Annotated in this window: 23 protein-coding genes and 1 pseudogene; 19 read left to right on the plus strand and 5 right to left on the minus strand. The window is 58.8% G+C overall.

The genetic code is table 11. The features are described from left to right. Nucleotides 1-57 precede the first annotated feature (57 nt). The 5 genes from ACZ9H3_RS21845 (at nt 58) to arfB (ending at nt 5,459) form a co-directional block, all read left to right on the plus strand. The gene (locus ACZ9H3_RS21845) at nt 58-789 is read left to right on the plus strand and encodes a segregation and condensation protein A (protein WP_176717454.1); all 732 of its coding nucleotides are present in this window, start codon (nt 58-60) and stop codon (nt 787-789) included. 24 nt (nt 790-813) lie between these two features. Then, nucleotides 814-1,581, plus strand: coding sequence for an SMC-Scp complex subunit ScpB (scpB, locus tag ACZ9H3_RS21850; RefSeq protein WP_065760906.1), 768 nt, complete (start codon nt 814-816; stop codon nt 1,579-1,581). A gap of 146 nt (nt 1,582-1,727) precedes the next feature. Beyond that, a complete protein-coding gene (rluB, locus tag ACZ9H3_RS21855) occupies nt 1,728-2,777 on the plus strand; it encodes a 23S rRNA pseudouridine(2605) synthase RluB (RefSeq protein ID WP_065760907.1) in 1,050 nt (349 codons plus the stop codon). Between the two features lie 755 nt (nt 2,778-3,532). Continuing rightward, nucleotides 3,533-4,954, plus strand: coding sequence for an amino acid permease (locus tag ACZ9H3_RS21860; RefSeq protein WP_065760729.1), 1,422 nt, complete (start codon nt 3,533-3,535; stop codon nt 4,952-4,954). Nucleotides 4,955-5,045: 91 nt separating this feature from the next. Beyond that, on the plus strand, nt 5,046-5,459 hold the full coding sequence (gene arfB / locus ACZ9H3_RS21865; RefSeq protein WP_065760730.1) for an alternative ribosome rescue aminoacyl-tRNA hydrolase ArfB: 414 nt from the start codon (nt 5,046-5,048) through the stop codon (nt 5,457-5,459). Nucleotides 5,460-5,528: 69 nt separating this feature from the next. Here arfB and ACZ9H3_RS21870 read toward each other — a convergent pair whose 3' ends face one another. The 4 genes from ACZ9H3_RS21870 to phhA all read right to left on the minus strand — a co-directional run bounded on the left by ACZ9H3_RS21870 (nt 5,529) and on the right by phhA (nt 8,250). After that, nucleotides 5,529-5,660 (minus strand): hypothetical protein, encoded by a 132-nt coding sequence (locus tag ACZ9H3_RS21870; RefSeq protein WP_256587578.1) that lies wholly within the window; start codon nt 5,658-5,660, stop codon nt 5,529-5,531. 208 nt (nt 5,661-5,868) lie between these two features. Beyond that, nucleotides 5,869-7,062, minus strand: coding sequence for an amino acid aminotransferase (locus ACZ9H3_RS21875; protein WP_476222511.1), 1,194 nt, complete (start codon nt 7,060-7,062; stop codon nt 5,869-5,871). Further along, a complete protein-coding gene (locus tag ACZ9H3_RS21880) occupies nt 7,062-7,418 on the minus strand; it encodes a 4a-hydroxytetrahydrobiopterin dehydratase (RefSeq protein WP_065760732.1) in 357 nt (118 codons plus the stop codon). Before ACZ9H3_RS21880 ends, ACZ9H3_RS21875 begins: the two co-directional genes overlap by 1 nt. Nucleotides 7,419-7,461: 43 nt before the next feature. Continuing rightward, nucleotides 7,462-8,250, minus strand: coding sequence for a phenylalanine 4-monooxygenase (gene phhA / locus ACZ9H3_RS21885; protein ID WP_065760733.1), 789 nt, complete (start codon nt 8,248-8,250; stop codon nt 7,462-7,464). A gap of 270 nt (nt 8,251-8,520) precedes the next feature. Here phhA and ACZ9H3_RS21890 point away from each other — a divergent pair, with 270 nt between their 5' ends. Continuing rightward, entirely contained in the window at nt 8,521-10,092 is a 1,572-nt protein-coding gene (locus ACZ9H3_RS21890) for a sigma-54-dependent transcriptional regulator (protein WP_065760734.1), read from the plus strand. An 89-nt stretch (nt 10,093-10,181) separates the two neighbouring features. Here ACZ9H3_RS21890 and ACZ9H3_RS21895 read toward each other — a convergent pair whose 3' ends face one another. Then, the gene (locus ACZ9H3_RS21895) at nt 10,182-10,442 is read right to left on the minus strand and encodes a DUF2790 domain-containing protein (protein WP_102053111.1); all 261 of its coding nucleotides are present in this window, start codon (nt 10,440-10,442) and stop codon (nt 10,182-10,184) included. Between the two features lie 420 nt (nt 10,443-10,862). Here ACZ9H3_RS21895 and acs point away from each other — a divergent pair, with 420 nt between their 5' ends. The 13 genes and pseudogenes from acs to astE all read left to right on the plus strand — a co-directional run bounded on the left by acs (nt 10,863) and on the right by astE (nt 25,534). Continuing rightward, nucleotides 10,863-12,818 (plus strand): acetate--CoA ligase, encoded by a 1,956-nt coding sequence (gene acs / locus ACZ9H3_RS21900; RefSeq protein ID WP_065760736.1) that lies wholly within the window; start codon nt 10,863-10,865, stop codon nt 12,816-12,818. A gap of 507 nt (nt 12,819-13,325) precedes the next feature. Next, the gene (locus ACZ9H3_RS21905; protein WP_330523533.1) at nt 13,326-14,114 is read left to right on the plus strand and encodes an ABC transporter substrate-binding protein; all 789 of its coding nucleotides are present in this window, start codon (nt 13,326-13,328) and stop codon (nt 14,112-14,114) included. A 90-nt stretch (nt 14,115-14,204) separates the two neighbouring features. Further along, nucleotides 14,205-14,894 carry an ABC transporter permease gene (locus ACZ9H3_RS21910; RefSeq protein ID WP_102053090.1) on the plus strand — a complete coding sequence of 230 codons (690 nt, stop codon included), beginning with the start codon at nt 14,205-14,207 and terminating at the stop codon, nt 14,892-14,894. Further along, nucleotides 14,891-15,589 carry an ABC transporter permease gene (locus ACZ9H3_RS21915; protein ID WP_065760739.1) on the plus strand — a complete coding sequence of 233 codons (699 nt, stop codon included), beginning with the start codon at nt 14,891-14,893 and terminating at the stop codon, nt 15,587-15,589. Before ACZ9H3_RS21910 ends, ACZ9H3_RS21915 begins: the two co-directional genes overlap by 4 nt. A 65-nt stretch (nt 15,590-15,654) precedes the next feature. Beyond that, a complete protein-coding gene (locus ACZ9H3_RS21920) occupies nt 15,655-16,419 on the plus strand; it encodes an ABC transporter ATP-binding protein (RefSeq protein WP_099773877.1) in 765 nt (254 codons plus the stop codon). Between the two features lie 107 nt (nt 16,420-16,526). Continuing rightward, nucleotides 16,527-17,507, plus strand: coding sequence for a transcriptional regulator ArgR (gene argR, locus ACZ9H3_RS21925; protein WP_476222517.1), 981 nt, complete (start codon nt 16,527-16,529; stop codon nt 17,505-17,507). A 395-nt stretch (nt 17,508-17,902) separates the two neighbouring features. Next, the gene (locus ACZ9H3_RS21930; protein WP_102053088.1) at nt 17,903-19,123 is read left to right on the plus strand and encodes an aspartate aminotransferase family protein; all 1,221 of its coding nucleotides are present in this window, start codon (nt 17,903-17,905) and stop codon (nt 19,121-19,123) included. A 125-nt stretch (nt 19,124-19,248) separates the two neighbouring features. Then, nucleotides 19,249-20,268 (plus strand): arginine/ornithine succinyltransferase subunit alpha, encoded by a 1,020-nt coding sequence (aruF, locus tag ACZ9H3_RS21935; RefSeq protein ID WP_065760743.1) that lies wholly within the window; start codon nt 19,249-19,251, stop codon nt 20,266-20,268. Nucleotides 20,269-20,342: 74 nt separating this feature from the next. Then, the gene (astA, locus tag ACZ9H3_RS21940) at nt 20,343-21,368 is read left to right on the plus strand and encodes an arginine N-succinyltransferase (RefSeq protein WP_065760744.1); all 1,026 of its coding nucleotides are present in this window, start codon (nt 20,343-20,345) and stop codon (nt 21,366-21,368) included. Continuing rightward, on the plus strand, nt 21,369-22,832 hold the full coding sequence (astD, locus tag ACZ9H3_RS21945) for a succinylglutamate-semialdehyde dehydrogenase (RefSeq protein WP_476222520.1): 1,464 nt from the start codon (nt 21,369-21,371) through the stop codon (nt 22,830-22,832). Between the two features lie 24 nt (nt 22,833-22,856). After that, nucleotides 22,857-24,207: pseudogene (gene astB / locus ACZ9H3_RS21950) on the plus strand (N-succinylarginine dihydrolase). Nucleotides 24,208-24,221: 14 nt separating this feature from the next. Beyond that, complete coding sequence (locus ACZ9H3_RS21955) at nt 24,222-24,512, plus strand: topoisomerase II (protein WP_330523536.1); 291 nt, start codon at nt 24,222-24,224, stop codon at nt 24,510-24,512. Nucleotides 24,513-24,523: 11 nt separating this feature from the next. Continuing rightward, nucleotides 24,524-25,534, plus strand: coding sequence for a succinylglutamate desuccinylase (gene astE / locus ACZ9H3_RS21960; RefSeq protein ID WP_065760748.1), 1,011 nt, complete (start codon nt 24,524-24,526; stop codon nt 25,532-25,534). The last annotated feature ends 76 nt before the right edge of the window (nt 25,535-25,610 follow it).

The following is a 25,610-nucleotide window of genomic DNA, read 5'->3' on the forward strand; positions in this document are numbered from 1 at the left end:
GCAGGGGCGCAGCAAGAGTTGCCGCTGGTGCTGGTCTATGGCCAGGCCCTGACCGAAATGCCGGTGGACCTTTACATCCCGCCGGATGCGCTTGAGGTCTTTCTTGAGGCCTTTGAAGGGCCTCTGGACCTGTTGCTCTATCTGATTCGCAAGCAGAACATCGACATTCTCGACATCCCTGTGGCCGAAATTACACGCCAGTACATGGGTTACGTCGAGTTGATGAAGAGTGTGCGCCTGGAGTTGGCTGCCGAGTACCTGGTCATGGCGGCGATGCTGGCCGAGATCAAGTCGCGCATGCTGCTACCGCGCTCGGCGGAGATCGAGGCCGAGGAAGACGACCCGCGCGCCGAGTTGATTCGCCGCTTGCAGGAGTACGAGCGCTTCAAGGCCGCCGCCGAAGGCATTGACGCGCTCAGTCGCGTGGGGCGTGATGTGATCGTGCCCAGGCTTGAGGCGCCTCAAGCCAAGGTGCGCAAGTTGCTGCCTGATGTCAGCCTTGAAGAGCTGCTGGTCTCCATGGCCGAGGTCCTGCGCCGTGGCGATCTGTTCGAGAGCCACCAGGTCAGTCGTGAGGCGCTGTCCACCCGTGAACGCATGAGCGAGGTGCTTGAACGTCTCAAGGGCGGCGGTTTCGTGCCATTTGTCGAGCTGTTTACGGCAGAAGAAGGCAAGCTGGGTGTTGTAGTGACCTTTATGGCGATCCTTGAGCTGGTCAAGGAATCCTTGATCGAACTGGTGCAAAATGAGCCCTTTGCCGCGATCCATGTCCGGGCGCGTGCCGAGTAACCCCTACAAGCAACGAGCATGGCAATGAACCTGAACGACCCGCGGGACCTGGCGCCCCTGCTTGAGGCCTTTCTGTTGGCGTCGGGCAAGCCGCAATCGCTGGAGCGGCTCTTTGAGCTGTTCGAGGAAGCCGAGCGCCCGGAGCCTGCGGTCTTCAAAAAGGCTTTGGAAGTGCTGCGCAAGTCCTGCAATGGCCGTGCGTTCGAACTCAAGGAGGTGGCCTCCGGCTACCGTCTGCAGATTCGCGAAGACTATGCCCCCTGGGTCGGGCGGCTTTGGGAAGAGCGTCCGCAGCGCTATTCACGTGCGCTGCTGGAGACCATGGCCCTGATCGCCTATCGCCAGCCCATCACTCGTGGCGAGATCGAAGACGTGCGCGGTGTGGCGGTCAACAGCAACATCACCAAGACCTTGTTGGAGCGCGAGTGGATTCGTGTCGTTGGCTACCGGGAAGTGCCGGGTAGGCCCGCAATGTTCGCTACCACCAAGGCCTTTCTCGATCATTTCAACCTCAAGAGCCTCGACCAGCTTCCGCCACTGGCCGAACTGAGGGAAATGGAACCCGAGCCGCTGCTTGATCCGGACGATGCTCCCGTACCTGCTCATCTGCAGGCGCTGGCGGATGCCAGTGCCGAGCCCGAAGCCGAGCGCGAGGAAACCAGTTTTCACAGCCTGCTGGTTGAGCTCGACTCGATGGAGGAGGGGCTCAAGACCGACTTCGAGGACCTGCTCGATGAACCCTCGCCGCCAGCTGAAGAAGCGGAATCTGTCGAAGATTTGCCTCGGGACTGAGCTCACCTTCGAGCGGAAAATGCCCGTTGGCCGGCGATTTTCAATGCGTCTGTGATGCGCCGCGTCTGCGTTCGGCGTATCATTCGCGCCCGTTTGGGCATCAGTGTGCCCACACCATGATTTTCAGTACACCGGGAGGTGCCCAGATGAGTGAACAAGACCTGCAAGAACCCCAACCCCGTCCAGCCGGCGAGAAACTGCAAAAAGTGCTCGCACGTATTGGCGTGGGCTCGCGTCGTGATGTGGAAGCCTGGATCGGTGAAGGTCGCATCAAGGTCAATGGCGTTGCAGCCACCCTTGGCCAGCGCGTCGACCTGCACGACGCCATCTCGGTCGATGGCCGCCTGATCAAGCGAGAAGAGGCGTCCGAAACCGTGCGCCGCGTGATCATGTACAACAAGCCTGATGGTGAGATCTGCACCCGTGACGACCCGGAAGGCCGTCCGACCGTGTTTGACCGCCTGCCTCGCCCGAAGGAAGGCCGCTGGATCAACATCGGTCGTCTCGACATCAACACCACGGGGCTGTTGATGTTCACCACTGACGGTGAACTGGCCAACCGCCTGATGCACCCGTCCTACGAAATGGACCGCGAGTATGCGGTGCGTGTGCGTGGTGAGGTCGACGAAGACATGCTGACCCGTTTGAAAAACGGCGTCATGCTTGAAGACGGCCCGGCACGTTTCACCGACATCCAGGAAGCGCCTGGCGGTGAAGGCTTCAACCATTGGTACCACTGCGTGGTGATGGAAGGGCGCAACCGTGAGGTTCGTCGCCTGTGGGAATCCCAGGGGCTGGTGGTCAGCCGCCTGAAGCGCGTGCGTTTCGGCCCGGTGTTCCTCAACTCCGATCTGCCGATGGGCCGCTGGCGCGAAATGAGCCAGGGCGAAGTGGATATCCTGGCTGCCGAAGTGGGCCTGACCCCAGTCGCCATGCCGGCCATGAAAGCCAAGGTCAAGGACAAGCTTGAGCGGATGCAGCGTAAATCGTCCAAGCCAGTTGGCCGTGGTGAACGTGTGCGTACGCTGCGTCCAGCCAAAGACGGTGCGACCGAGCGTCCAGCACGTCAGCCACGCGAGGAGGCGCCACGCAAGGGGCGTTCTACTGTCGCAGAGCGTCCTAGCGAGATGAACAAGCGCAAGCCTGCGCCGAAGCGTCCAGGCAGCAGCCGTGGCAAGCCGCCACGCGCTGAGTAAGCGTTACCACAGCCACCTTCGGGTTGGCTCGGGCTGCTGACAAACCCCCGCTTTTTAGCGGGGGTTTGTTTTTTAAGGCAAAGGCCTCGCGCACAGGCTTTCACCTCGCTGACTCTGTCGCTCTAGGAGCGGGTCTTGCCCGCGATGCAGGCCCCGCGCACTGGCTGACACCCCGCTGACCCTATCGCAGGCAGGCCTGCCCTCCACAGTGCGGAAAGTTTTTGAACCGTCCTGTAAAAAAATATTTACAAGAATGCCGTTTTTTCCCCGTCAAATCGGCCATCGCCTGCAGCTGTAACAAAACCTTGCCGAAAATCCCCTCTCGTTGCGCTTTCCGTGAGCGTCAATGGCTTGCTCGCGTCTGCCGGGCGCGGTGATATGTGCGCCATTGCCGTGTGCAAAGCCGGGCCGAAGAGCCTGGGCTGCTAATAAGAACAATCGGAGGCGCCATGCACGCCAGACACACTTCCAGGCTTCACCTCTCCCACAGGACCGGTGCGTTTTGTCAGCAGACATTAACGCAACGTGTTGACCCCTGCCCGACTGCAGGGGTATACAATGCGCCGCGTTTTAACTGTGACCCCAATGCGTACCGCGCAATCTTGCTGACACCAGGCTAATTCGTCCGGGCTGCCGCCCGTATGACCGACCCCGTCCAAGAACCCTCAAGGTCTACCACCTTGTTAATTCCGCTGCGCCACGAGTGCGGTGGGTCCGATTCCGTCACAGATAAAAACAAACAGGTGACTCCGTTCATGAGTGGACAAAACTCGCATTCAGGTGAGCTCAAGCGCGGCCTGAAAAATCGCCACATCCAGTTGATCGCCCTGGGCGGTGCAATTGGCACCGGGCTGTTTCTCGGCTCGGCAGGCGTGCTGAAGTCGGCGGGCCCGTCGATGATTCTTGGTTACGCGATCTGTGGCTTCATCGCGTTCATGATCATGCGTCAACTCGGCGAGATGATCGTCGAGGAACCGGTTGCCGGTTCGTTCAGCCATTTCGCCCACAAATACTGGGGCGGTTTCGCCGGCTTCCTCTCTGGCTGGAACTGCTGGGTACTGTACATCCTGGTGGGCATGTCGGAGCTGACGGCAGTCGGCAAGTATGTCCACTACTGGTGGCCGGAGATCCCGACCTGGGTTTCGGCAGCCGTGTTCTTCGTGATGATCAACGCGATCAACCTGGCCAACGTCAAAGTCTTTGGTGAGGCTGAATTCTGGTTCGCGATCATCAAGGTGCTGGCGATCGTTGGCATGATCGCCCTGGGCAGCTACATGCTGGTCAGTGGCAGTGGTGGTCCACAAGCTTCGGTCAGCAACCTGTGGGATCACGGTGGTTTCTTCCCGAATGGTGTCAGTGGCCTGGTCATGGCGCTGGCGATCATCATGTTCTCCTTTGGCGGCCTGGAAATGCTCGGCTTCACTGCGGCCGAAGCCGACAAGCCGAAAACCGTGATTCCCAAGGCGATCAACCAGGTCATCTACCGTATCCTGATTTTCTACATCGGCGCCTTGGTCGTACTGTTGTCGCTGACCCCATGGGATAGCTTGTTGACCAGTCTGAACAGCTCTGGTGACGCGTACAGTGGCAGCCCATTCGTGCAGGTGTTCTCCCTGCTCGGTAGCAACACCGCCGCGCATATTCTCAACTTCGTGGTACTGACGGCGGCACTGTCGGTCTACAACAGCGGCACCTACTGCAATGCCCGTATGCTCTACGGTATGGCTGAGCAGGGCGATGCTCCGGCAGGCCTGGCGAAAATCGACAAGCGTGGTGTGCCGGTGCGCTCGATTCTGGCCTCGGCCGGTGTGACCTTGGTTGCTGTGCTGCTCAACTATTTCATCCCGCAGCATGCGCTGGAGTTGCTGATGTCGCTGGTGGTTGCAGCCCTGGTGATCAACTGGGCTATGATCAGCTACTCGCACCTCAAGTTCCGCCAGCACATGGATCGTACCGGTCAGACGTCGCTGTTCAAGGCGCTGTGGTACCCCTATGGCAACTATATCTGCCTGGCTTTCGTACTCTTCATCCTCGGCATCATGCTGCTGATCCCGGGCATCCAGGTATCGGTTTATGCCATCCCTGTGTGGGTGGTGGTGATGTGGGGTTGCTACGTGCTGAAGAACAAGCGTAGCGCCCAGGCATCCCTTGCCGCTGTGAGCGCCACAGCCAAGTAACATGTTGCGACGCTGTTCGAAAGCCCGGCCTTGTGCCGGGCTTTTGGTTTTTATGGGGTATGCTGAAGGCTGTTCTCTTCAAGCCAGACCCATGCTGATCATATCCAATGCTGTGCATATCCCTGATGACGAAATCGAACTGAGCGCGATCCGTGCCCAAGGTGCTGGTGGGCAAAACGTCAACAAGGTGTCCAGTGCCGTGCACCTGCGTTTCGATACGCAGGCATCGTCATTGCCGACGTTCTACAAGGAGCGTTTGCTGGCGCTGCGTGATCACCGTATCACCCGCGAGGGCGTGATCATCATCAAGGCTCAGCAGTACCGTACGCAGGAGCAGAACCGCGCCGACGCCTTGGAGCGCCTGCTCGAGTTGATCAAGGCAGCGGTCAAGGTTGAGAAGGTGCGCAGGCCGACGCGCCCAACGCTGGGCTCCAAGACCCGCAGGCTGGAGAGCAAGAGCAAGCGTGGAACGGTAAAGGCTGGGCGAGGCAAGGTGGATTACTGAGGGGCTTGGTGGTGTGAAAACCGCGGGCTGGGTTGCCCCGATACTGGTTTTCACACCCTCTGTGCGCGGTTATTCCTGGTCGGCGCTCGGGAGTTCTTCGCCGTTGGTGTCAGCAGCATTGGCTGATTCGGCGCTATGAAGAGCAGGTTCCTGCTCGGCGGGGTTCAGGCTTGGGAAGGGAAGATTCGGGATTTCATGCATCTCGTCGTTCCTCGCAAGTGTGAGTGGAAAGGCTGCGCAATACACGCATGGCTTTGCAAAAAGCCTCGGCAGGATACAGGAGTCTGCGTGACAGTATGAGTTTTACTGCCAATCGGCAGCTCATACTTTGGGCGTGGTCGGTGGGTGCTAGCGCGTGGGGTGTTTCGTCAGCGAGGCCGTCTCCTTTTGGAGAACGGCCTGCTTGGGGCTAGCGACAGACGTCGGCAATGGCTGCTGCCAGTGCGTCCAGTCGCGCAGCATCTGCGCCGGCGATGTTCGCCCGGCCCGTGCTGACCAGATAGACGCTGTGTCGCTCACGTAGTTGCGAGACCTGTTCGGCAGACAAGCCCGTGTAGGAGAACATGCCCCGCTGCTGGGCAATGTGGGCAAAACGTTCACTCAGGCCGTGTGGGGCCAACGCCTCGACCAGGCCTGTGCGCAGTTGTGCGATGCGCTGGCGCATGGCGTCCACTTCTTCTACCCACAGGTGTTTCAATGCAGGGTCGCCAAGAATCTGCGCAACCACGGCGGCGCCATGGTCGGGTGGCGTTGACCAGAGGTTGCGGGCCAGCAGGGCCAATTGGCTGCGCACGTCCAGCAGCTTCTGGGCGTCGCTACTGCAGACCAGCAGGGCCCCCGTACGTTCCCGGTACAGGCCGAAGTTCTTCGAGCAGGAGCTGGTGATCAGTAGCTCAGGCAGTTCAGCAGCGAACCGCCGTACCATCCAGGCGTCTTCCTCAAGCCCATCACCAAAGCCTTGGTAGGCAAAGTCGATCAGTGGCAGTAGTTCTCGACGGTGAACGACTTCCAGTACGGCCAGCCAGTCCTGTTGTGACAGGTCAAAACCGGTCGGATTGTGGCAGCAGGCGTGCAGCAGTACCACGTCGCCCTTGGGGGCAGACTCCAGTGCCGCCAACATGGCCGGGACGTTCAGGCGGTTGTCTGCGCCCACATAGGGGTAGTGATGAACCGCAAGGCCGGCACTGGCAAAGAGGGTCTCATGGATGGGCCAGGTCGGATCGCTCAGCCAGATGCCGCGGCCCGGCAGGCAGTGCTTGATGAACTCCGCAGACAAGCGCAAAGCACCCGTACCTCCTGGTGTCTGGGTGGCACCGACGCGTTGCGCTGTTAGCAGCGGCGACTCGTCCCCCAGCACCAGTTCACAGATCAGTCGACCGAAAACAGCGTCGCCATGACCTCCGACGTAGCTCTTGCTGGCCTGGTTGTCGAGCAGGCGTTGCTCGGCAACTTTCACCGCAACAGGGACTGGCGTCAGCCCCTGAGCATCCTTGAACACGCCGACGCCAAGGTCGAACTTGTTCGGGTTGCTGTCTTTGGCATAGGCCTCCATCAGCCCCAGGATTGGGTCGCCCGGTACGCGCGCGATGGCGTCGAAGTGCATTACTTGCGACCTTCGGCGGTCTGGGCGACTTCGTCGGTGCGGGCGGCCATGATGAAATCGTTGCGGTGCAGGCCTTTGATCGAGTGGCTCCACCAGGTCACGGTGACTTTGCCCCACTCGGTCAGCAGGCCTGGGTGATGACCTTCGGCTTCGGAGATTGCCCCGACCGCATTGGTGAAGGCCAGTGCGTGGGCGAAGTTCTTGAACAGGAAAACTTTTTCCAGCTGCATGATGCCGTCGCGAACTTCGATGTTCCAATCCGGAATCTGTTTGATCAGTACCGGCAATTCTTCGTCGCTGACCTGTGGGGCATCGGCACGGCAGGCTTCGCAGTGGGCTTGGTTCAAGGCGTTCATAGGTATTTCCGCAAGTGGTTTGTTATGGGTATGAATGGGCAGCTCAGGCGGCTACCTTCGGTGGAAATTTCGGTGCGTGAAGGCCTAGCTGCATAGCAGTCTGGACCATGCCCATGATGTCTTCGTGGGCGAGGTCGAACAGGCGCTTCAGGTCCGGCAGCACAAAGTACAGGGGCTGCAGGATGTCGATACGGTAGGGCGTGCGCATGGCTTCGAGCGGGTCGAAGGCCTGGTGCTCAGGCTCGTTGGACAGGCTGTAGACCGTTTCCTTCGGCGAGGAAAGGATGCCGCCGCCATAGATCTTGCGGCCTTGCGGTGTTTCCACCAGGCCAAATTCGATGGTCATCCAGTACAGGCGAGCCAGGTAGACGCGCTGTTCCTTGGTGGCGTTCAAGCCGAGTTTGCCGTAGGTGTGGGTGAATTCGGCGAACCAGGGGTTGGTCAGCAGCGGGCAGTGGCCGAAAATCTCATGGAAAATGTCCGGTTCTTGCAGGTAGTCGAGTTCTTCACGGGTGCGAATGAAGGTGGCGACCGGGAAGCGCTTGCTGGCGAGTAGTTCAAAGAAGGTCTGGAAGGGGATCAGCGCAGGCACGCGGGCAACCTGCCAACCCGTGGTTTCGCCCAGTACCTTGTTGATCTCGCCCAGTTGCGGGATGCGGTCATGAGGCAGGCCCAACTGATCAATGCCATCCAGGTACTCTTGGCACGCACGGCCTTCGATGACCTTCAGTTGGCGGGTAATCAGGGTATTCCACACCGCATGTTCTTCCTGCGGGTAGTCAATGAACCCCTGCGCATCGGGCTCGCGAGCCACGTAGTGCGTCTGTTTCATGCTGCTCTCCTGCTGAGGGCCTTTATTGTTATGGGTCAAGCCATGGCCCTAGAGATAGCCTTTCGCAGATGCGTTTGCACCTGGGGCAGGGCGGCGCATCCACTCGAAAGAACAGGTTTTTTGTAACGATAACTTTACGATTCTCTGCTGCTTCGGTAATCAAAGGCTCGGATGCCATTGAGATAGGGTTGATTCGTCACGTATTCTTTACAGTAATTCTAGCGCTTGTGTGAATAATTACCGAGCGAAGCCTTACTTGTAGGACATTTCATGCGTATCAAAGTGCATTGCCAAAACCGTATTGGCATCCTGCGTGACATCCTCAACCTGCTGGTGGATTACGGTATCAACGTTGCTCGTGGCGAGGTGGGTGGGGAGCATGGCAATGCGATCTACCTGCATTGCCCGAACCTGATCAATCTGCAGTTCCAGGCCTTGCGGCCAAAATTCGAATCGATTGCCGGTGTGTTCGGTGTGAAGCGCGTCGGGCTCATGCCCAGTGAGCGTCGTCACATGGAGCTCAATGCGCTGCTTGGTGCCCTGGATTTCCCGGTGCTGTCCATTGACATGGGCGGCTCGATCGTTGCCGCCAACCGTGCCGCGGCGCAATTACTGGGGGTGCGGGTCGATGAGGTGCCGGGTATTCCCTTGTCCCGTTATGCCGAGGACTTCGACTTGCCGGAGTTGGTGCGGGCGAACAAGTCACGCATCAATGGCTTGCGGGTCAAGGTCAAAGGCGATGTCTTTTTGGCAGACATCGCGCCCTTGCAGTCTGAGCATGATGACAGTGAAGCGCTGGCAGGTGCGGTACTGACCCTGCACCGTGCCGATCGCATTGGTGAGCGGATCTACAATGTACGCAAACAGGAGTTGCGAGGCTTCGACAGCATTTTCCAAAGCTCGAAAGTCATGGCTGCCGTGGTGCGTGAGGCGCGCAGGATGGCACCTCTGGATGCGCCCCTGCTGATCGAGGGTGAGACCGGTACAGGCAAAGAGCTGCTGGCACGCGCTTGCCATTTGGCCAGTCCGCGCGGGCAGGCGCCGCTTATGGCGCTTAACTGTGCCGGGCTGCCTGAGTCGATGGCTGAGACCGAGTTGTTCGGCTATGGCCCGGGCGCCTTTGAGGGCGCTCGCGCCGAGGGCAAATTGGGGCTGCTGGAGTTGACGGCGGGAGGGACGCTGTTTCTCGATGGTGTTGGCGAGATGAGCCCGCGCTTGCAGGTCAAATTGCTGCGCTTCCTGCAGGATGGCTGTTTCCGTCGGGTGGGCAGTGATGAGGAGGTGTACCTGGATGTGCGGGTCATCTGCGCTACTCAGGTTGACCTGTCCGAGTTGTGCGCACGCGGTGAGTTTCGCCAGGATCTCTATCACCGCCTGAATGTGCTTTCGCTGCATATTCCGCCACTGCGCGAATGCCTCGATGGATTGCCGCCACTGGTCGAGCATTTTCTGGATCAGGCCAGTCGGCAGATTGGTTGTGCGTTACCTAAGTTGGCGCCTGCGGCGATGGAGCGCCTGAGTCAGTACCAGTGGCCTGGTAATGTCCGTCAATTGGAGAATGTTTTATTTCAGGCGGTTTCACTGTGTGATGGAGGCATTGTGAAACCTGAACATATTCGCTTGCCGGACTACGGTGCGCGTCAACCCTTGGGTGAGTTTTCCCTGGAGGGCGATCTGGCACAAATAGTGGGGCGTTTTGAAAAAGCGGTATTGGAGCGCTTGTTGGATGAGTATCCAAGCAGTCGTGCCTTGGGAAAACGGCTGGGTGTTTCACATACCACGATTGCTAACAAGTTGCGTGAGCACGCGGTTGGAAAGTCAGGGGCGGGTGGCGCGGAGTAAAGTGTGCCAGCAGTTGCTCGTGTTTCAGGAGGGGCGCAGCGCGCCTCGTTCTTCGGGAAGCGAGGCGCTGCGGTCAGTGGCTCCGGCGATCAGCCGTTGGAGCAACCGTTACCCATTACTCGGTATTCGAGAATGTGTTTTTTGCCCTGCGAGTCTTCATAGGTCATGCGTGCTGGGACGACTTCACACACGTTTGGAATTTCGCTCATGGAAATAACTTTGGCGATGTCCAAGTGTTGCGAGTAACTGTACTGTTCAACCGGAATTTGCTCGGCCGCATTATTTGCAACTTCATCAGCCATGGCGGATGCGCAAACAGTGCCGAGTGCCAATACCAGTAAAGCTTTCATGTTCATTTTACCTGTCTAGGTCTTAAGGGGGGCACGTAGCCCTTGTGGAGCTACGTGTGCAACAACAGAGTTAATGCTCAGGATTAATGCGTGATTAACGGGCCTTCGTGGGGGCTGTAACAAGTTGTTAATCGCGTTGCCGTTGCTGGCGAGGTGAATTTTAGGGCGGGGTCGTGGTGGTAAACAGATGCACTTTTGATAAACACTATTGACGGAAACTGTAACAATCGACTGGTAATCTTGGACGTTGCTTGCAAATCTAAGTGGTACATCTCTCTGTAAGGCTTGATTTAGAGCCATTTCTGTCAAATATTGACTGAAAAGACTGCTTTGTTACTACCAATGTCGAATGGTCTGTGCGGCTCTGGTACAGTTACATCGGGGTCATACAAAAACAACTATTACACCGAGGTAACAAAGATGAGTGCGGCTTCCCTGTATCCCGTTCGTCCCGAGGTTGCAGCCACCACGTTGACCGACGAGGCAACCTACAAGGCCATGTACCAACAGTCGGTGATCAACCCGGACGGCTTCTGGCGCGAGCAGGCTCAACGCATTGACTGGATCAGGCCCTTCACCAAGGTCAAGCAGACCTCTTTCGACGATCACCATGTCGATATCAAATGGTTCGCCGACGGCACTCTGAACGTTTCCTACAATTGCCTGGACCGCCACCTGGCGGAACGCGGAGATCAGGTCGCCATTATCTGGGAGGGTGATGACCCTTCTGAAAGCCGCAACATCACCTACCGCGAGCTGCATGAGCAGGTCTGCAAGTTTGCCAACGCCCTGCGTGGTCAGGATGTTCACCGTGGTGATGTCGTCACTATCTATATGCCCATGATTCCCGAGGCTGTGGTTGCCATGCTTGCGTGTGCCCGCATCGGTGCCATTCATTCGGTCGTATTCGGTGGTTTCTCGCCCGAGGCGTTGGCCGGTCGTATCATTGACTGTAAATCCAAGATCGTAATCACGGCGGATGAGGGGTTGCGTGGTGGGCGTCGTACGCCGCTGAAGGGCAATGTCGACCTGGCACTGACCAACCCCGAAACCAGCAGCGTGCAGAAAATCATCGTCTGCAAGCGCACTGGGGGAGAGATCGCTTGGCACCAGCATCGTGACATCTGGTACGAAGACCTGATGAAGGTTGCCTCCAGCCATTGCGCGCCGAAGGAAATGGGTGCGGAAGAGTCGCTGTTCATCCTCTATACCTCGGGCTCCACCGGCAAGCCAAAGGGTGTCATGCATACCACCGGGGGTTATCTGGTGTATGCCGCGCTGACCCATGAGCGGGTCTTTGACTACCGTCCGGGCGAGGTCTACTGGTGTACTGCTGACGTGGGCTGGATCACCGGCCACAGCTACATCGTTTATGGCCCGCTGGCCAATGGTGCGACCACCTTGCTGTTTGAAGGCGTGCCGAACTATCCGGACATCACGCGTGTGTCGAAGATTATCGACAAGCACAAAGTGAATATTCTTTACACAGCGCCGACGGCAATTCGCGCGATGATGGCTGAGGGGCAGGCCGCAGTTGCTGGCGCCGACGGTTCCAGCTTGCGTCTTCTGGGTTCTGTGGGTGAGCCGATCAACCCCGAAGCCTGGAACTGGTACTACCAGACTGTCGGTAAAGCGCGCTGCCCAATCGTCGATACGTGGTGGCAGACCGAGACCGGTGGCGTGCTGATCAGCCCGCTGCCGGGTGCTACCGCGCTCAAGCCCGGCTCGGCAACGCGTCCGTTCTTCGGTGTGGTGCCTGCGTTGGTGGACAACCTTGGCAACCTGATCGATGGTCCTGCTGAGGGTAACCTGGTGATTCTCGATTCCTGGCCAGGCCAGGCGCGTTCGCTGTTTGGTGATCACGATCGCTTCGTCGACACCTACTTCAAGACGTTCCGGGGTATGTACTTCACGGGTGACGGCGCCCGTCGCGACGAGGATGGTTACTACTGGATCACCGGGCGTGTGGATGACGTGCTCAACGTTTCCGGCCACCGTATGGGGACTGCCGAGATCGAAAGCGCCATGGTTGCCCATCCTAAAGTCGCCGAAGCGGCTGTTGTGGGCGTGCCGCATGACATCAAGGGCCAGGGCATTTATGTCTATGTCACCCTTAATGGAGGGGTGGAGCCTACCGATGCGTTGCGTCAGGAACTGAAAAACTGGGTACGCAAGGAGATCGGTCCGATCGCTTCACCGGACGTTATCCAGTGGGCGCCGGGCTTGCCGAAGACGCGTTCGGGCAAGATCATGCGGCGCATCCTGCGCAAGATCGCGACGGCTGAGTACGATGGCCTGGGTGATATCTCGACCCTTGCCGATCCAGGCGTCGTGCAACATCTGATCGATACCCACAAGGCCATGACCGCCGCCTGACGGTTACGGTTTTGCACGAGCCCCGCCCGGCACGCGTCAGGCGGGGCTTTCTTGTTTTGGGGTGGTCATAAGCTGTTACTTCGACATTCATCGGTAACCAATTCTGTCACCGGCTCTGCGCAGAAGCGGGGCAAAGAGAAACGTGAGTGCCTGTTTTGGGGGCTTTTCTTTGGGGTGAAACAGTATGTCGTCACGCTGCGCTTGCCGGATTAGAAGGCTTTGCCAATAATGGGCCCGGTTATTGCTTGGTTGATAGGTTATTTGTCTTTCGCTTTTGCATACTATGTGAAGGCTGTCAATATCTCGGGTCGGTGCTTCTGGTGCTTCTGTAACTAGTTGTCGCATTGAAGAAATATCGGCTTCGGGGCTGTCGCTAAAATGCCAATCACTTGCTCGTGTTGCTTCGACTGTCTGTCGAGCACCGCGCAGCTTCTGCGTTGTACCCATTCGCATATTGGGCAGTCGTTCCCCCTGCCTCATATTGCCCTGTACCGATGGAGTTCTCAGATGAAGAAACTCGCACTGCTTGGCGCACTGGCGCTGTCTGTGTTTTCCCTGGCATCGCTGGCTGATGAGAAGCCGTTGAAAATTGGTATCGAGGCCGCCTACCCACCCTTCGCCTCGAAAGCGCCGGACGGCAAAATCGTTGGCTTTGACTACGACATCGGCAACGCCTTGTGCGAAGAGATGAAGGTCAAGTGTGTATGGGTCGAACAGGAGTTCGATGGTCTGATCCCAGCGTTGAAAGTGCGCAAGATCGACGCGATTCTGTCGTCCATGTCGATTACTGAAGATCGCAAGAAGTCGGTTGATTTCAGCGACAAGTACTACTTGACGCCAGCGCGCCTGGTGATGAAGTCGGGTGCTCAGGTAAGTGAAAGCCTGGATGAGTTGAAGGGCAAGAAGATTGGCGTTCAGCGTGGCTCGATTCACGACCGCTTTGCCAAGGAAGTCTTTGCACCGAAAGGCGCAGAAATTGTCCCTTACGGTACCCAGAACGAAATCTACCTGGACGTCGCTGCCGGTCGTCTCGATGGCACCGTGGCCGATGCTACGCTGTTGGAAGACGGTTTCCTGAAGACTGATGCAGGCAAGGGCTACAGCTTTGTCGGCCCGGCCTTCACGGATGCGAAGTACTTTGGCGACGGTATTGGTATTGCCGTGCGCAAAGGCGACAAGGCTAACCTGGATCGCATCAATGCGGCCATCACGGCCATTCGTGCCAACGGCACGTACAAGCAGATCCAGGACAAGTACTTCAACTTCGACATCTACGGTCCTGAGACCGCGAAGTAAATCGTCGAAGTTTCACCTGTGTAATGGTGCAAGCAGCAGAAGCTCTGAGGTTTGCACCATTTTTTCATCCCTAAGGTCGAGGACCTCATCATGTTGAAAGGCTACGGGGCAGTCATACTCGACGGAGCATGGCTGACGCTACAGCTTGCCCTGTCGTCAATGGCCCTGGCCATTGTACTCGGCCTGATTGGCGTGGCATTGCGGCTATCGCCGGTACGCTGGTTGGCGTGGTTGGGTGATCTGTATGCCACGGTGATCCGCGGTATCCCCGATCTGGTGCTGATCCTGCTGATTTTTTACGGTGGCCAGGACCTGCTCAATCGGATCGCGCCACTGCTGGGTTACGACGATTACATTGACCTGAATCCGCTGGTTGCGGGTGTGGGTACCCTGGGCTTCATTTTTGGCGCCTACCTCTCGGAAACGTTCCGCGGTGCGTTCATGGCGATTCCCAAGGGGCAGGCTGAGGCCGGCATGGCCTATGGCATGAGCAGTGTGCAGATTTTCTTCCGGGTGATGGTGCCGCAGATGATTCGGCTGGCCATTCCGGGCTTCACCAACAACTGGTTGGTACTGACCAAGGCTACGGCGTTGATTTCCGTAGTCGGTTTGCAGGACATGATGTTCAAGGCCAAACAGGCGGCCGACGCCACCCGTGAACCCTTCACCTTCTTCCTGGCGGTGGCAGCGCTGTACCTGGTGATTACCAGTGTCTCGCTGTTGGCGCTGCGTTATCTGGAAAAACGCTACTCGGTTGGCGTAAAGGCGGCTGAACTATGATCTTCGACTACAACGTCATTTGGGATGCTTTGCCACTGTACATGAGCGGTTTGCTGACCACGCTTAAGTTGCTCGCCTTGTCGCTGTTTTTTGGTCTGCTGGTGTCTATCCCGTTGGGGTTGATGCGGGTCTCGAAGCAGCCTGTGGTCAACCTGCTGGCCTGGCTGTACACCTATGTGATTCGTGGCACGCCGATGCTGGTGCAGCTGTTCCTGATTTACTACGGCTTGGCCCAGTTTGAGGCGGTGCGTGAAAGCTTCCTCTGGCCGTGGCTGTCCAGTGCAACGTTCTGTGCGTGTCTGGCCTTTGCCATCAACACCAGTGCCTACACTGCGGAGATCATAGCAGGCAGCTTGAAGGCTACCCCTCATGGGGAGATCGAGGCGGCCAAGGCTGTTGGTATGTCGCGGGTCAAGATGTACCGGCGGATCCTCCTGCCGTCGGCGCTGCGTCGTGCACTGCCGCAATACAGTAACGAGGTGATCATGATGCTGCAGACCACCAGTCTTGCATCCATTGTCACGTTGATTGATATCACCGGCGCCGCCCGGACTGTCAATGCCCAGTTTTACCTGCCGTTCGAAGCCTATATCACCGCCGGCGTGTTCTACCTGTGCATGACCTTCATCCTGGTCCGCCTGTTCAAGATGGCCGAACGCCGCTGGCTTGGCTACCTGGCGCCGCGCAAGGGCTGAGGCCTGCGGCATTTTTTCGCCCTGGGCATTTGCTCATGACAGACCGTTTTTTGAGAACCGACAGCATGTACAAACTCGAAGTCCAAGATCTGCATAAACGTTACGGCAGTCACGAAGTGCTCAAGGGCGTATCGCTTGCTGCCAAGGCAGGCGATGTAATCAGTATCATTGGTTCCAGTGGCTCGGGCAAAAGTACGTTCCTGCGCTGCATCAACCTGCTGGAGCAGCCGCACGCCGGTAAAATCCTGCTGAACAATGAAGAGCTCAAGCTGGTGCCGAACAAGGAGGGTGCGCTAAAGGCCGCCGATCCCAAGCAGTTGCAGCGCATGCGTTCTCGCCTGTCGATGGTGTTTCAGCACTTCAACCTGTGGTCGCACATGACGGCGCTGGAGAACATCATCGAGGCGCCCGTCCATGTATTGGGCATGTCCAAGAAGGATGCGCTGGAGAAGGCAGAGCATTACCTGGCCAAGGTGGGTGTTGCGCATCGCAAGGACGCCTATCCTGGGCATATGTCCGGTGGCGAGCAGCAGCGCGTGGCCATTGCCCGTGCGCTGGCGATGGAGCCAGAGGTGATGCTGTTCGACGAGCCTACCTCGGCGCTTGACCCGGAGCTGGTGGGTGATGTGTTGAAGGTGATGCAGTCGTTGGCTCAGGAAGGCCGGACCATGGTCGTGGTGACGCATGAAATGGGCTTTGCCCGTGAGGTGTCCAATCAGTTGGTGTTCCTGCACAAGGGATTGGTGGAGGAATGTGGTAATCCGCGTGAGGTGCTGGTCAAGCCGCAATCCGAGCGTTTGCAGCAGTTCTTGGCAGGTAGCCTGAAATAATCTGCCATTGAGGCTCAGCAAGGCTGCCGCTTTGCACCAAAACAGGTCATGCTGCGTGTCGGTTGCAGTTTGACCTTTGTCTCATCCACGGTTTCGGATTGTCCTTTATGACCACCCAGCGCATTGCTTTTCTCATTTGGCCCAGCACCAAGGCCCTGACCCTGGCGCTGGCCGATGAGGTCTTGCAAGTTGCCCAGAAAGTGCATCCTGAGGTGGTTTATGAGTTGCGTTTTCTGCAGGCGGAGGCGCCTGTCGAAGGCGCTTGGCGTTTGCCGGGCGAGTCTTGGGCGGGGCGTCTGGAGGGCTGTCACAAGCTCTTTCTGCTGGCGGATGAGCCGCCTCAGGCCATCAACTCGGCGCTGGGCAGCGCGCTCAAGCAGCTGGTGCGCGCAGGTTGTGTGATTGGTGGCTTGTCTGCCGGGATCTACCCGTTGGCCATGCTGGGCTTGCTCGATGGTTACCGCGCGGCCGTCCATTGGCGTTGGCAGGATGATTTCAACGAGCGCTTCCCCAAGGTCATTGCGACCAGTCATCTGTTCGACTGGGACCGTGACCGCCTGACGGCCTGCGGCGGCATGTCTGTCGTGGATCTGCTGCTGGCGGTGCTTGCGCGTGATCATGGTGCGGAGTTGGCCGGCGCAGTCTCTGAAGAGCTGGTGGTTGAGCGTATCCGTGAGGGTGGTGAGCGCCAGCGTATCCCGCTGCAGAATCGTTTGGGTTCAAGCCATCCCAAGCTGACCCAGGCGGTGCTGTTGATGGAGGCCAACATTGAAGAGCCTCTGACCACTGACGAAATTGCTCAGCATGTATGCGTATCTCGTCGGCAGCTGGAGCGTATCTTCAAGCAGTACCTGAACCGTGTTCCTAGTCAGTACTACCTGGAGTTGCGGCTGAACAAGGCGCGGCAGATGCTCATGCAGACCAGCAAATCGATCATTCAGATTGGTCTGTCGTGCGGCTTCTCCTCTGGGCCGCATTTCTCCAGCGCCTATCGCAACTTTTTCGGCGCAACGCCGCGTGAAGATCGCAACCAGCGTCGCAGCAGCAGCCCCTTCGAGCTCTCTTCTGTGCCCGCCGAACGCGGTTGACTCCGCAGTGTTGCCTCGGCAGTAAGCCACTCCCTTTATAGCCACCTATCGGTAAATGTGCGGCGACAGCATCGGTTCGGTTGTCGCCGGATCGAGTGCGCGTAGCGCCTGGACTGTTGGCGTGGGGCCGCCCCCGTGAAACAGGTTGTCGCGCTGATGCGCACGCCCGGAAATTTCTCCATCTGCCCTTGAAGCGGAATCTCCCCGTCGACAGCTCGCACCGTTTAAACTGCGCCTTTGCGACCCTATTTGTCGCATTGCCGAAAGCCTTGTTAAAACAGGGTTTGGCGCTATAAGAAGTTGTCGCTTGGCGGCAAGGACAGGCGCCAATCTCTCCTTACAATCCCCCCATCGCTCGCCAGTTTCAGGCAGGCGTTCCTCTTCAGGAGACTCCGATGTCCGTTGAGCAAGCTCCGGTGCAACGCGCCGATTTCGACCAGGTAATGGTTCCCAACTACGCACCGGCGGGTTTCATTCCCGTGCGCGGCGCGGGCTCCCGAGTCTGGGACCAGGCGGGCCGCGAGCTGATCGACTTCGCGGGTGGTATTGCCGTGAACGTCCTGGGGCATGCCCACCCCGCACTGGTTGCTGCGTTGACCGAGCAAGCACAAAAGCTGTGGCACGTGTCCAACGTCTTCACCAACGAGCCGGCGCTGCGCCTGGCGCGCAAGCTGGTCGATGCTACCTTTGCTGACCGTGCGTTCTTCTGCAACTCTGGCGCTGAAGCCAACGAAGCAGCCTTCAAGCTGGCGCGCCGCGTTGCCCATGATCGTTTCGGCCCTGAAAAGAACGAAATCATCGCGACCGTGAACAGCTTCCATGGCCGTACCCTGTTCACCGTGAGTGTGGGCGGTCAACCGAAGTATTCCGATGGTTTCGGGCCGAAGATCACGGGTATCAGCCATGTGCCATACAACGATCTGGAAGCACTGAAAGCGCAAATTTCCGACAAGACCTGCGCTGTCGTCATCGAGCCCGTGCAGGGCGAGGGCGGTGTGTTGCCGGCCGACAAGGCGTACCTGCAAGGTGCTCGTGAGCTGTGCGACAAGTACAACGCACTGCTGGTATTCGATGAAGTGCAGACCGGCATGGGCCGCTCCGGCGAGCTGTTTGCCTATATGCACTACGGCGTCACCCCGGACATCCTTTCCAGCGCCAAGAGCCTGGGCGGTGGTTTCCCGATCGGTGCCATGCTGACCACCGAAGAACTGGCCAAGCACCTGGCCGTCGGTACCCATGGCACTACCTACGGCGGTAACCCGCTGGCCTGTGCGGTCGGTAATGCCGTCATCGATATCATCAACACCCCTGAAGTGCTGGGCGGCGTGAAAGCCAAGTCTGATCGCTTCAAGACGCGCCTGGAGAAGATCGGCCAGCAGTACGGCATCTTCACTGAAGTCCGTGGGCTGGGCCTGCTGCTCGGTTGCGTGTTGTCCGATGCCTGGAAAGGCAAGGCCAAGGACGTGTTCAACGCGGCCGAAAAAGAAGACCTGATGATTCTGCAAGCCGGTCCCGATGTGGTGCGCTTCGCGCCAAGCCTGGTGATCGAGGATGCCGACATCGATGCTGGCCTCGACCGCTTCGAGCGTGCTGTTGCCAAGCTGACCCAGGGCTGATTGCTCTCTGTTCGCTGGCCCTTGCGGGCCAGCGAAACTGATTTCCGCGGCCTGTGCACCTCGCACGCGCTGCTTTTTTCGTGCCGACGGCTGTCGGCCTGTTTTCCCCGAAAAGGAGTGACACCATGCTGGTGATGCGCCCTGCGCAAATGGCTGATCTAGGCGAAGTACAGCGTCTGGCTGCCGACAGTCCGATTGGTGTCACGTCCCTGCCGGACGATGCCGCACGTTTGAGCGACAAGATTGCCGCCTCTGAGACCTCCTTTGCCGCTGAAGTCAGCTTCAATGGCGAAGAGAGCTACTTTTTTGTGCTGGAGGACACCGCCACCGGCAAGTTGGCCGGTTGTTCGGCGATTGTGGCGTCGGCGGGCTATTCAGAGCCGTTCTACAGCTTTCGTAACGAGACCTTTGTCCACGCCTCGCGTGAACTGAAGATCCACAACAAGATTCACGTGCTGTCGCAGTGTCATGACCTGACCGGCAACAGCCTGCTGACCAGTTTTTATGTACTGCCGGAGTTGGTGGGAACGGGATGGTCCGAGCTGAACTCTCGCGGACGTCTGTTGTTCATGGCTTCTCACCCTGAGCGTTTTGCTGATTCGGTGGTTACCGAGATCGTCGGCTACAGCGATGAACAGGGCGACTCCCCGTTCTGGGATGCCATTGGACGTAACTTCTTTGACCTCAATTATGCCGAGGCCGAGCGCCTGTGCGGCTTGAAGAGCCGGACGTTCCTGGCCGAGCTGATGCCGCATTACCCGATCTATGTGCCGCTGTTGCCGGATGCCGCGCAAGAGGCCATGGGCCAGGTTCACCCGCGTGCGCAAATCACCTTCGACATCCTGATGCGCGAAGGTTTTGAAACGGATCACTACATCGACATTTTCGACGGTGGCCCAACCTTGCATGCGCGGGTTTCGGGTATCCGTTCGATCGCCCAAAGCCGCGTGGTGCCTGTGCGTATCGAGGAACAGGTGGCCAAGGGTGGGCGCCCGTATCTGGTTTCCAACGGCCAGTTGCAGGACTACCGCGCCGTATTGCTGGAGCTGGATTGGGTGCCTGGCAAGCCAGTCAGCCTGACGTTTGAAGCGGCCGATGCCCTGGGTGTTGGCGAGGGCGCCAGCGTGCGCCTGGTTGCGGTTTGATGCCTGCGGTTTGATAACCGAGTATCCAGGTCGAGTTTTGCGGCGGGCCATAGGCCGCCGCCCGAGGAGATAGCATGATCGTTCGTCCCGTACGCAGCAGCGATTTACCTGCGCTGATTGAACTTGCGCGCAGCACCGGTACCACTGGCCTGACGACCTTGCCGGCCAATGAAGAGCGATTGTCACACCGGGTAGGTTGGGCTGAAAAAACCTTCCGTGGTGAAGCCGAGCGGGGCGACGCGGACTACCTGTTTGTGTTGGAGAACGATGCGGGCGAGGTGGTCGGCATTTCGGCTGTCGCCGGCGCAGTTGGCTTGCGCGAACCTTGGTACAACTATCGGGTCGGTCTGACCGTCAGTGCTTCCCAGGAGCTGAACATCTATCGGGAGATTCCGACGTTGTTCCTGGCCAATGACCTGACCGGCAACTCTGAACTGTGCTCCCTGTTTTTGCGCAGCGACTACCGTACCGGTCTGAATGGTCGTCTGCTGTCCAAGGCGCGCATGTTGTTCATCGCTGAGTTCCCAGAGCTGTTCGGTAACAAGATCATTGCCGAAATGCGTGGGATGTCCGACGCCAATGGCCGCTCGCCATTCTGGGAGAGCCTGGGTCGACATTTCTTCAAAATGGAGTTCAGTCAGGCGGATTACCTGACCGGCGTAGGCAACAAGGCGTTCATCGCCGAGCTGATGCCCAAGTTTCCGCTCTACACCTGCTTCCTTTCGGAGGCAGCGCGCAACGTCATTGGTCGTGTGCACACCGACACCGAGCCGGCGCTGGCCATGCTCAAGAGCGAAGGTTTCAGCTACCAGGGCTATGTCGACATCTTTGACGCGGGCCCGGCCATTGAATGTGAAACCCGCAAGATTCGTGCTGTGCATGACAGCCAGGCGCTGGTGCTGGCAATCGGCACGCCGGGTGACGACGCCACCCCATACATTATCCACAACCGCAAGCGTGAAGACTGCCGCATTGCCGCAGCGCCTGCTCGTCTGGCCGCCGGCACCCTGGTGGTCGATCCACAAACCGCGAAGCGCTTGCGCTTGAACGCTGGCGATCAGGTCCGCGCCGTACCCTTGTCCGCCCGGGAGGCCCAATAAATGACTACCCATTACATTGCTGGCGCGTGGTTGGCAGGTCAGGGCGAGGCCCTGGAGTCGCACAATCCGGTCACCCAACACGTGATCTGGAAGGGGCAGGGCGCTACCGCCGAGCAAGTGGGCGAGGCCGTCAAGGCGGCGCGCCAGGCGTTTCCCGGCTGGGCCCGGCAATCGCTCGACGCCCGTATTGCGGTACTTGAGGCCTTTGCTGCGCGCTTGAAGGCCAATGCCGACGAATTGGCTCGCTGCATCGGCGAGGAAACCGGCAAACCGCTCTGGGAGGCGGCTACCGAAGTGACCAGCATGGTCAACAAGGTCGCCATCTCGGTGCAGAGCTACCGTGAGCGCACGGGCGAAAAAAGTGGCCCGCTGGCCGATGCCACCGCCGTACTGCGACACAAGCCCCATGGCGTGGTGGCGGTATTTGGCCCCTACAACTTCCCGGGCCACCTGCCGAATGGACACATCGTGCCAGCACTGTTGGCGGGCAATACCGTGGTGTTCAAACCCAGTGAGCTAACCCCGAAAGTGGCTGAGCTGACCGTCAAGTGCTGGGTTGAAGCCGGCTTGCCTGTGGGCGTGTTGAACCTGGTTCAAGGCGCTCGGGAAACCGGTGTCGCGCTGGCGGCCAATCCGGGTATCGATGGTTTGTTCTTCACCGGTTCCAGCCGAACCGGCAATCTTCTGCATCAACAGTTTGCCGGTCGCCCGGACAAGATTCTTGCTCTGGAGATGGGCGGGAACAACCCGCTGGTGGTCGATCAGGTACAAGACCTGGACGCCGCGGTTTACACCATTATCCAGTCTGCCTTCATCTCTGCTGGCCAGCGCTGCACCTGTGCCCGGCGCTTGCTGGTGCCGCAAGGTGCGTGGGGTGATGCGCTGCTGACACGCCTGGTGGCGGTTTGCAAAACCATTTCGGTGGGGGCTTTCGACCAGCAACCGGCACCTTTCATGGGCTCGGTGATTTCCCTGGGCGCGGCCAAGGCGCTGCTTGATGCACAAGCCCAACTGCTGGCTAACGGCGCGGTGTCGCTGCTGGAAATGATTCAGCCACAGCCCAATGCGGCCTTGTTGACGCCAGGAATCGTCGATGTGACGTCGGTAGCCAATCGTCCTGACGAGGAGTTCTTTGGTCCGCTGCTGCAAGTGATTCGCTATACCGATTTCGATGCAGCCATCGCCGAAGCCAACAATACCCAGTATGGGTTGGCTGCCGGCTTGCTGTCGGACTCCGAGGCGCGCTACCAGCAATTCTGGCTGGAAAGCCGTGCGGGTATCGTGAACTGGAACAAGCAGCTGACCGGCGCTGCCAGCAGCGCACCGTTTGGTGGAGTGGGTGCCAGCGGCAACCACCGCGCCAGTGCCTACTACGCGGCCGACTATTGTGCTTACCCGGTGGCTTCGCTGGAGACCGCCAGCCTGAGCCTGCCTGCAACCCTGACGCCCGGCGTCTCCCTATAACAACAGGTCCATGGAGTCTTGCCGATGAAATCCTTTGAAGTGAATTTTGATGGTCTGGTAGGCCCGACGCATAACTATGGCGGTCTGTCCTACGGCAACGTCGCGTCGCAGAGCAACAGCCAGCAGGCCTCCAACCCCCGCGAAGCGGCCCGTCAGGGTTTGGCGAAGATGAAAGCCCTGATGGAAATGGGCCTTCACGCAGGGTGTATTGGCACCGCAGGAGCGCCCGGATGTGGCAGCGCTGCGTCAGTTGGGCTTTGTTGGAACCGATGCCCAGGTGATCGCCCGCGCGGCCAAAGAAGCCATGCCGTTGCTGGTGGCATCCTGCTCCGCTTCGAGCATGTGGGTCGCCAACGCCGCAACCGTGAGCCCAAGTGCCGACACCGCCGATGGTCGTGTGCATTTCACCGCAGCGAACCTCAACTGCAAGTACCACCGCAGCATTGAGCACCCCACTACCAGTCGGGTGTTAAGCGCCATGTTTGCGGATCAGCGGCACTTCGCGCATCACGCTGCGTTGCCGGCTGTCAGCCAGTTCGGCGACGAAGGCGCAGCTAACCACACTCGTTTTTGCCGTAGCTACGGTGAGCCTGGTGTCGAGTTCTTCGTGTTCGGTCGCAGTGCTTTTGATACCCGCTACCCCGCACCGCAGAAGTACCCGGCACGTCAAACCCTGGAGGCCTCGCAAGCGGTCGCTCGTCTGCATGGCCTGAGTGAAGAGGGTGTGGTCTACGCTCAGCAGAATCCCGCAGTAATCGATCAGGGTGTGTTCCACAACGACGTGATCGCGGTGGGTAATGGTGAGGTGTTGTTCTATCACGAGGATGCCTTTCTGGGCACCGATGCGATGCTCGCCGAACTGCAAGCTAAACTGGCTAAACGAGGCGGCAACTTCAAAAGTATCTGCGTGCCGCGTGCTCAGGTGTCTGTAGAGGATGCAGTGCGCTCGTACTTGTTCAACAGTCAGTTGTTGTCGCGTGCCGATGGCTCGATGCTGCTGATCGTGCCTGAAGAGTGCCGCAACAACGAGCGCGTCTGGGCGTACCTGTCGGCGCTGACCAGCCAGGGAGGCCCGGTGACAGAGGTCAAGGTATTCGACCTCAAGCAGAGTATGCAGAACGGAGGTGGCCCGGCCTGCCTGCGGTTGCGTGTCGCGCTCAATGAAACGGAACTGGCGGCGGTCAATCCAGGCGTTATCATGACGGCGCCGCTGTATGACACGCTGACCCAATGGGTTGACAAGCATTACCGCGATCGCTTGAGCGAAAGCGATCTGGCCGACCCGCAGTTGCTGGTGGAGTGCCGTACGGCGTTGGATGAGCTGACCCAGATTCTGAAGCTGGGCTCGGTCTATCCATTCCAACTTGAACCTTGAGAGAGAATTCGACTATGTCCGACGCCCTGCAGCTGATCCTCGAAGACGATGACGGCACTCAGCTGGAAACCTCCTGCACCCGCTTTGCGGTGATCTGGCAAGGCAAGGAGGTATGGATTCAGCAGGATGGCCGCGGTCAGTTGCTGATCGGCGTCGACGTCGAAGAAGACGACGCCGAGTACGCCAACCTGCTGCTACGCCCGCTGGCTACCAACCTGGTCAGCCTGCAGCTGGAAATGGAACCGGCCGATGCCGGTGAAGACGACGATCACGTCCACGGCCCAGACTGCGGACACCATCACTAAGGACACGGCCCATGCTCGCCCTCGGCAAACTGCTTGACCTGACCCTGGCCGGTCGTGAACCGGCGGAGAAGACTCAGACGACTGTCGAGGGCGTGCGTATGCGCTGGCTCGGCGAAGGTGCACTGGAAGTGTGTCCTCCCAAGGCTCGCGACAATGGCATGGACCTGCTGCTTTCAGCGGGTATCCACGGCAATGAAACAGCCCCCATCGAGTTGCTCGATGAGTTGCTGCATGGCATTGCCCGCGGTGATATCAAGCCGCGCGTACGGATGCTGTTTCTGTTTGGTAACCCCGAAGCCATTCGTCGCGGCGAGCGTTATATCGAGCAGGACGTCAATCGCCTGTTCAATGGGCGCCATGAGTTATCCAGTGGTACAGAAGCCCTGCGTGCCGGCGAGCTCGAGCGCTTGGCTGCGACATTCTTTAGCGTGCCGGGACGTATGCGTTTGCATTACGACCTGCATACCGCGATCCGAGGTTCGAAGATCGAGCAGTTTGCGCTGTATCCCTTCAAGGAGGGCCGTCAGCACTCGCGTCGTGAGCTGGCGCGCTTGCGTGCTGCGGGTATGGAGGCGGTATTGTTGCAAAGCAAGGCCTCCGTTACGTTCACGGCCTATACCTACGAGCAACTGGATGCTGAGGCATTTACGTTGGAGCTGGGCAAGGCGCGACCGTTTGGTCAGAACCAGCAGGTGAACCTGCAGCTGTTGGAAAAGCGTCTTAAGCAAATTATCGAAGGTGACGAGCCGAGCGCAGAAGGCGAGTTGCTTGATGGCTTGCAGCTGTTCAGCGTTGCTCGCGAAATCATCAAGCACAGCGACAACTTCCACCTGCACCTACCTGCCGATATCGAAAACTTCTCCGAACTCTCCAAGGGCTACCTGTTGGCCGAGGATCTGGCCGAGACGCGCTGGATTGTGGAGGAAGAGGGGGCTCGTATCATTTTCCCGAATCCCAAGGTCAAGAATGGCCTGCGTGCCGGCATTCTGGTTGTGCCAACCACGCCGGATCAACTGGGCTGACCGAGCGTCGCCAGTATCGGGTTCGTGCTGTTGCCGGTGGCGCCGGCCCCGCAGAAGGGCGCCGGCGTTCGGGTTG

This window comes from Pseudomonas sp. TE3910 (assembly GCF_056279025.1).

Excerpts from the sequence above, each read along its gene's own strand:
- ACZ9H3_RS21845 (WP_176717454.1), top strand. The coding sequence starts at position 58 with ATGCCGGTGGACCTTTACATCCCGCCGGATGCGCTTGAGGTCTTTCTT.
- scpB (WP_065760906.1), top strand. The coding sequence starts at position 814 with ATGAACCTGAACGACCCGCGGGACCTGGCGCCCCTGCTTGAGGCCTTT.
- rluB (WP_065760907.1), top strand. The coding sequence starts at position 1,728 with ATGAGTGAACAAGACCTGCAAGAACCCCAACCCCGTCCAGCCGGCGAG.
- ACZ9H3_RS21860 (WP_065760729.1), top strand. The coding sequence starts at position 3,533 with ATGAGTGGACAAAACTCGCATTCAGGTGAGCTCAAGCGCGGCCTGAAA.
- arfB (WP_065760730.1), top strand. The coding sequence starts at position 5,046 with ATGCTGATCATATCCAATGCTGTGCATATCCCTGATGACGAAATCGAA.
- ACZ9H3_RS21870 (WP_256587578.1), bottom strand. The coding sequence starts at position 5,660 with ATGCATGAAATCCCGAATCTTCCCTTCCCAAGCCTGAACCCCGCCGAG.
- ACZ9H3_RS21875 (WP_476222511.1), bottom strand. The coding sequence starts at position 7,062 with ATGCACTTCGACGCCATCGCGCGCGTACCGGGCGACCCAATCCTGGGG.
- ACZ9H3_RS21880 (WP_065760732.1), bottom strand. The coding sequence starts at position 7,418 with ATGAACGCCTTGAACCAAGCCCACTGCGAAGCCTGCCGTGCCGATGCC.
- phhA (WP_065760733.1), bottom strand. The coding sequence starts at position 8,250 with ATGAAACAGACGCACTACGTGGCTCGCGAGCCCGATGCGCAGGGGTTC.
- ACZ9H3_RS21890 (WP_065760734.1), top strand. The coding sequence starts at position 8,521 with ATGCGTATCAAAGTGCATTGCCAAAACCGTATTGGCATCCTGCGTGAC.
- ACZ9H3_RS21895 (WP_102053111.1), bottom strand. The coding sequence starts at position 10,442 with ATGAAAGCTTTACTGGTATTGGCACTCGGCACTGTTTGCGCATCCGCC.
- acs (WP_065760736.1), top strand. The coding sequence starts at position 10,863 with ATGAGTGCGGCTTCCCTGTATCCCGTTCGTCCCGAGGTTGCAGCCACC.
- ACZ9H3_RS21905 (WP_330523533.1), top strand. The coding sequence starts at position 13,326 with ATGAAGAAACTCGCACTGCTTGGCGCACTGGCGCTGTCTGTGTTTTCC.
- ACZ9H3_RS21910 (WP_102053090.1), top strand. The coding sequence starts at position 14,205 with ATGTTGAAAGGCTACGGGGCAGTCATACTCGACGGAGCATGGCTGACG.
- ACZ9H3_RS21915 (WP_065760739.1), top strand. The coding sequence starts at position 14,891 with ATGATCTTCGACTACAACGTCATTTGGGATGCTTTGCCACTGTACATG.
- ACZ9H3_RS21920 (WP_099773877.1), top strand. The coding sequence starts at position 15,655 with ATGTACAAACTCGAAGTCCAAGATCTGCATAAACGTTACGGCAGTCAC.
- argR (WP_476222517.1), top strand. The coding sequence starts at position 16,527 with ATGACCACCCAGCGCATTGCTTTTCTCATTTGGCCCAGCACCAAGGCC.
- ACZ9H3_RS21930 (WP_102053088.1), top strand. The coding sequence starts at position 17,903 with ATGTCCGTTGAGCAAGCTCCGGTGCAACGCGCCGATTTCGACCAGGTA.
- aruF (WP_065760743.1), top strand. The coding sequence starts at position 19,249 with ATGCTGGTGATGCGCCCTGCGCAAATGGCTGATCTAGGCGAAGTACAG.
- astA (WP_065760744.1), top strand. The coding sequence starts at position 20,343 with ATGATCGTTCGTCCCGTACGCAGCAGCGATTTACCTGCGCTGATTGAA.
- astD (WP_476222520.1), top strand. The coding sequence starts at position 21,369 with ATGACTACCCATTACATTGCTGGCGCGTGGTTGGCAGGTCAGGGCGAG.
- ACZ9H3_RS21955 (WP_330523536.1), top strand. The coding sequence starts at position 24,222 with ATGTCCGACGCCCTGCAGCTGATCCTCGAAGACGATGACGGCACTCAG.
- astE (WP_065760748.1), top strand. The coding sequence starts at position 24,524 with ATGCTCGCCCTCGGCAAACTGCTTGACCTGACCCTGGCCGGTCGTGAA.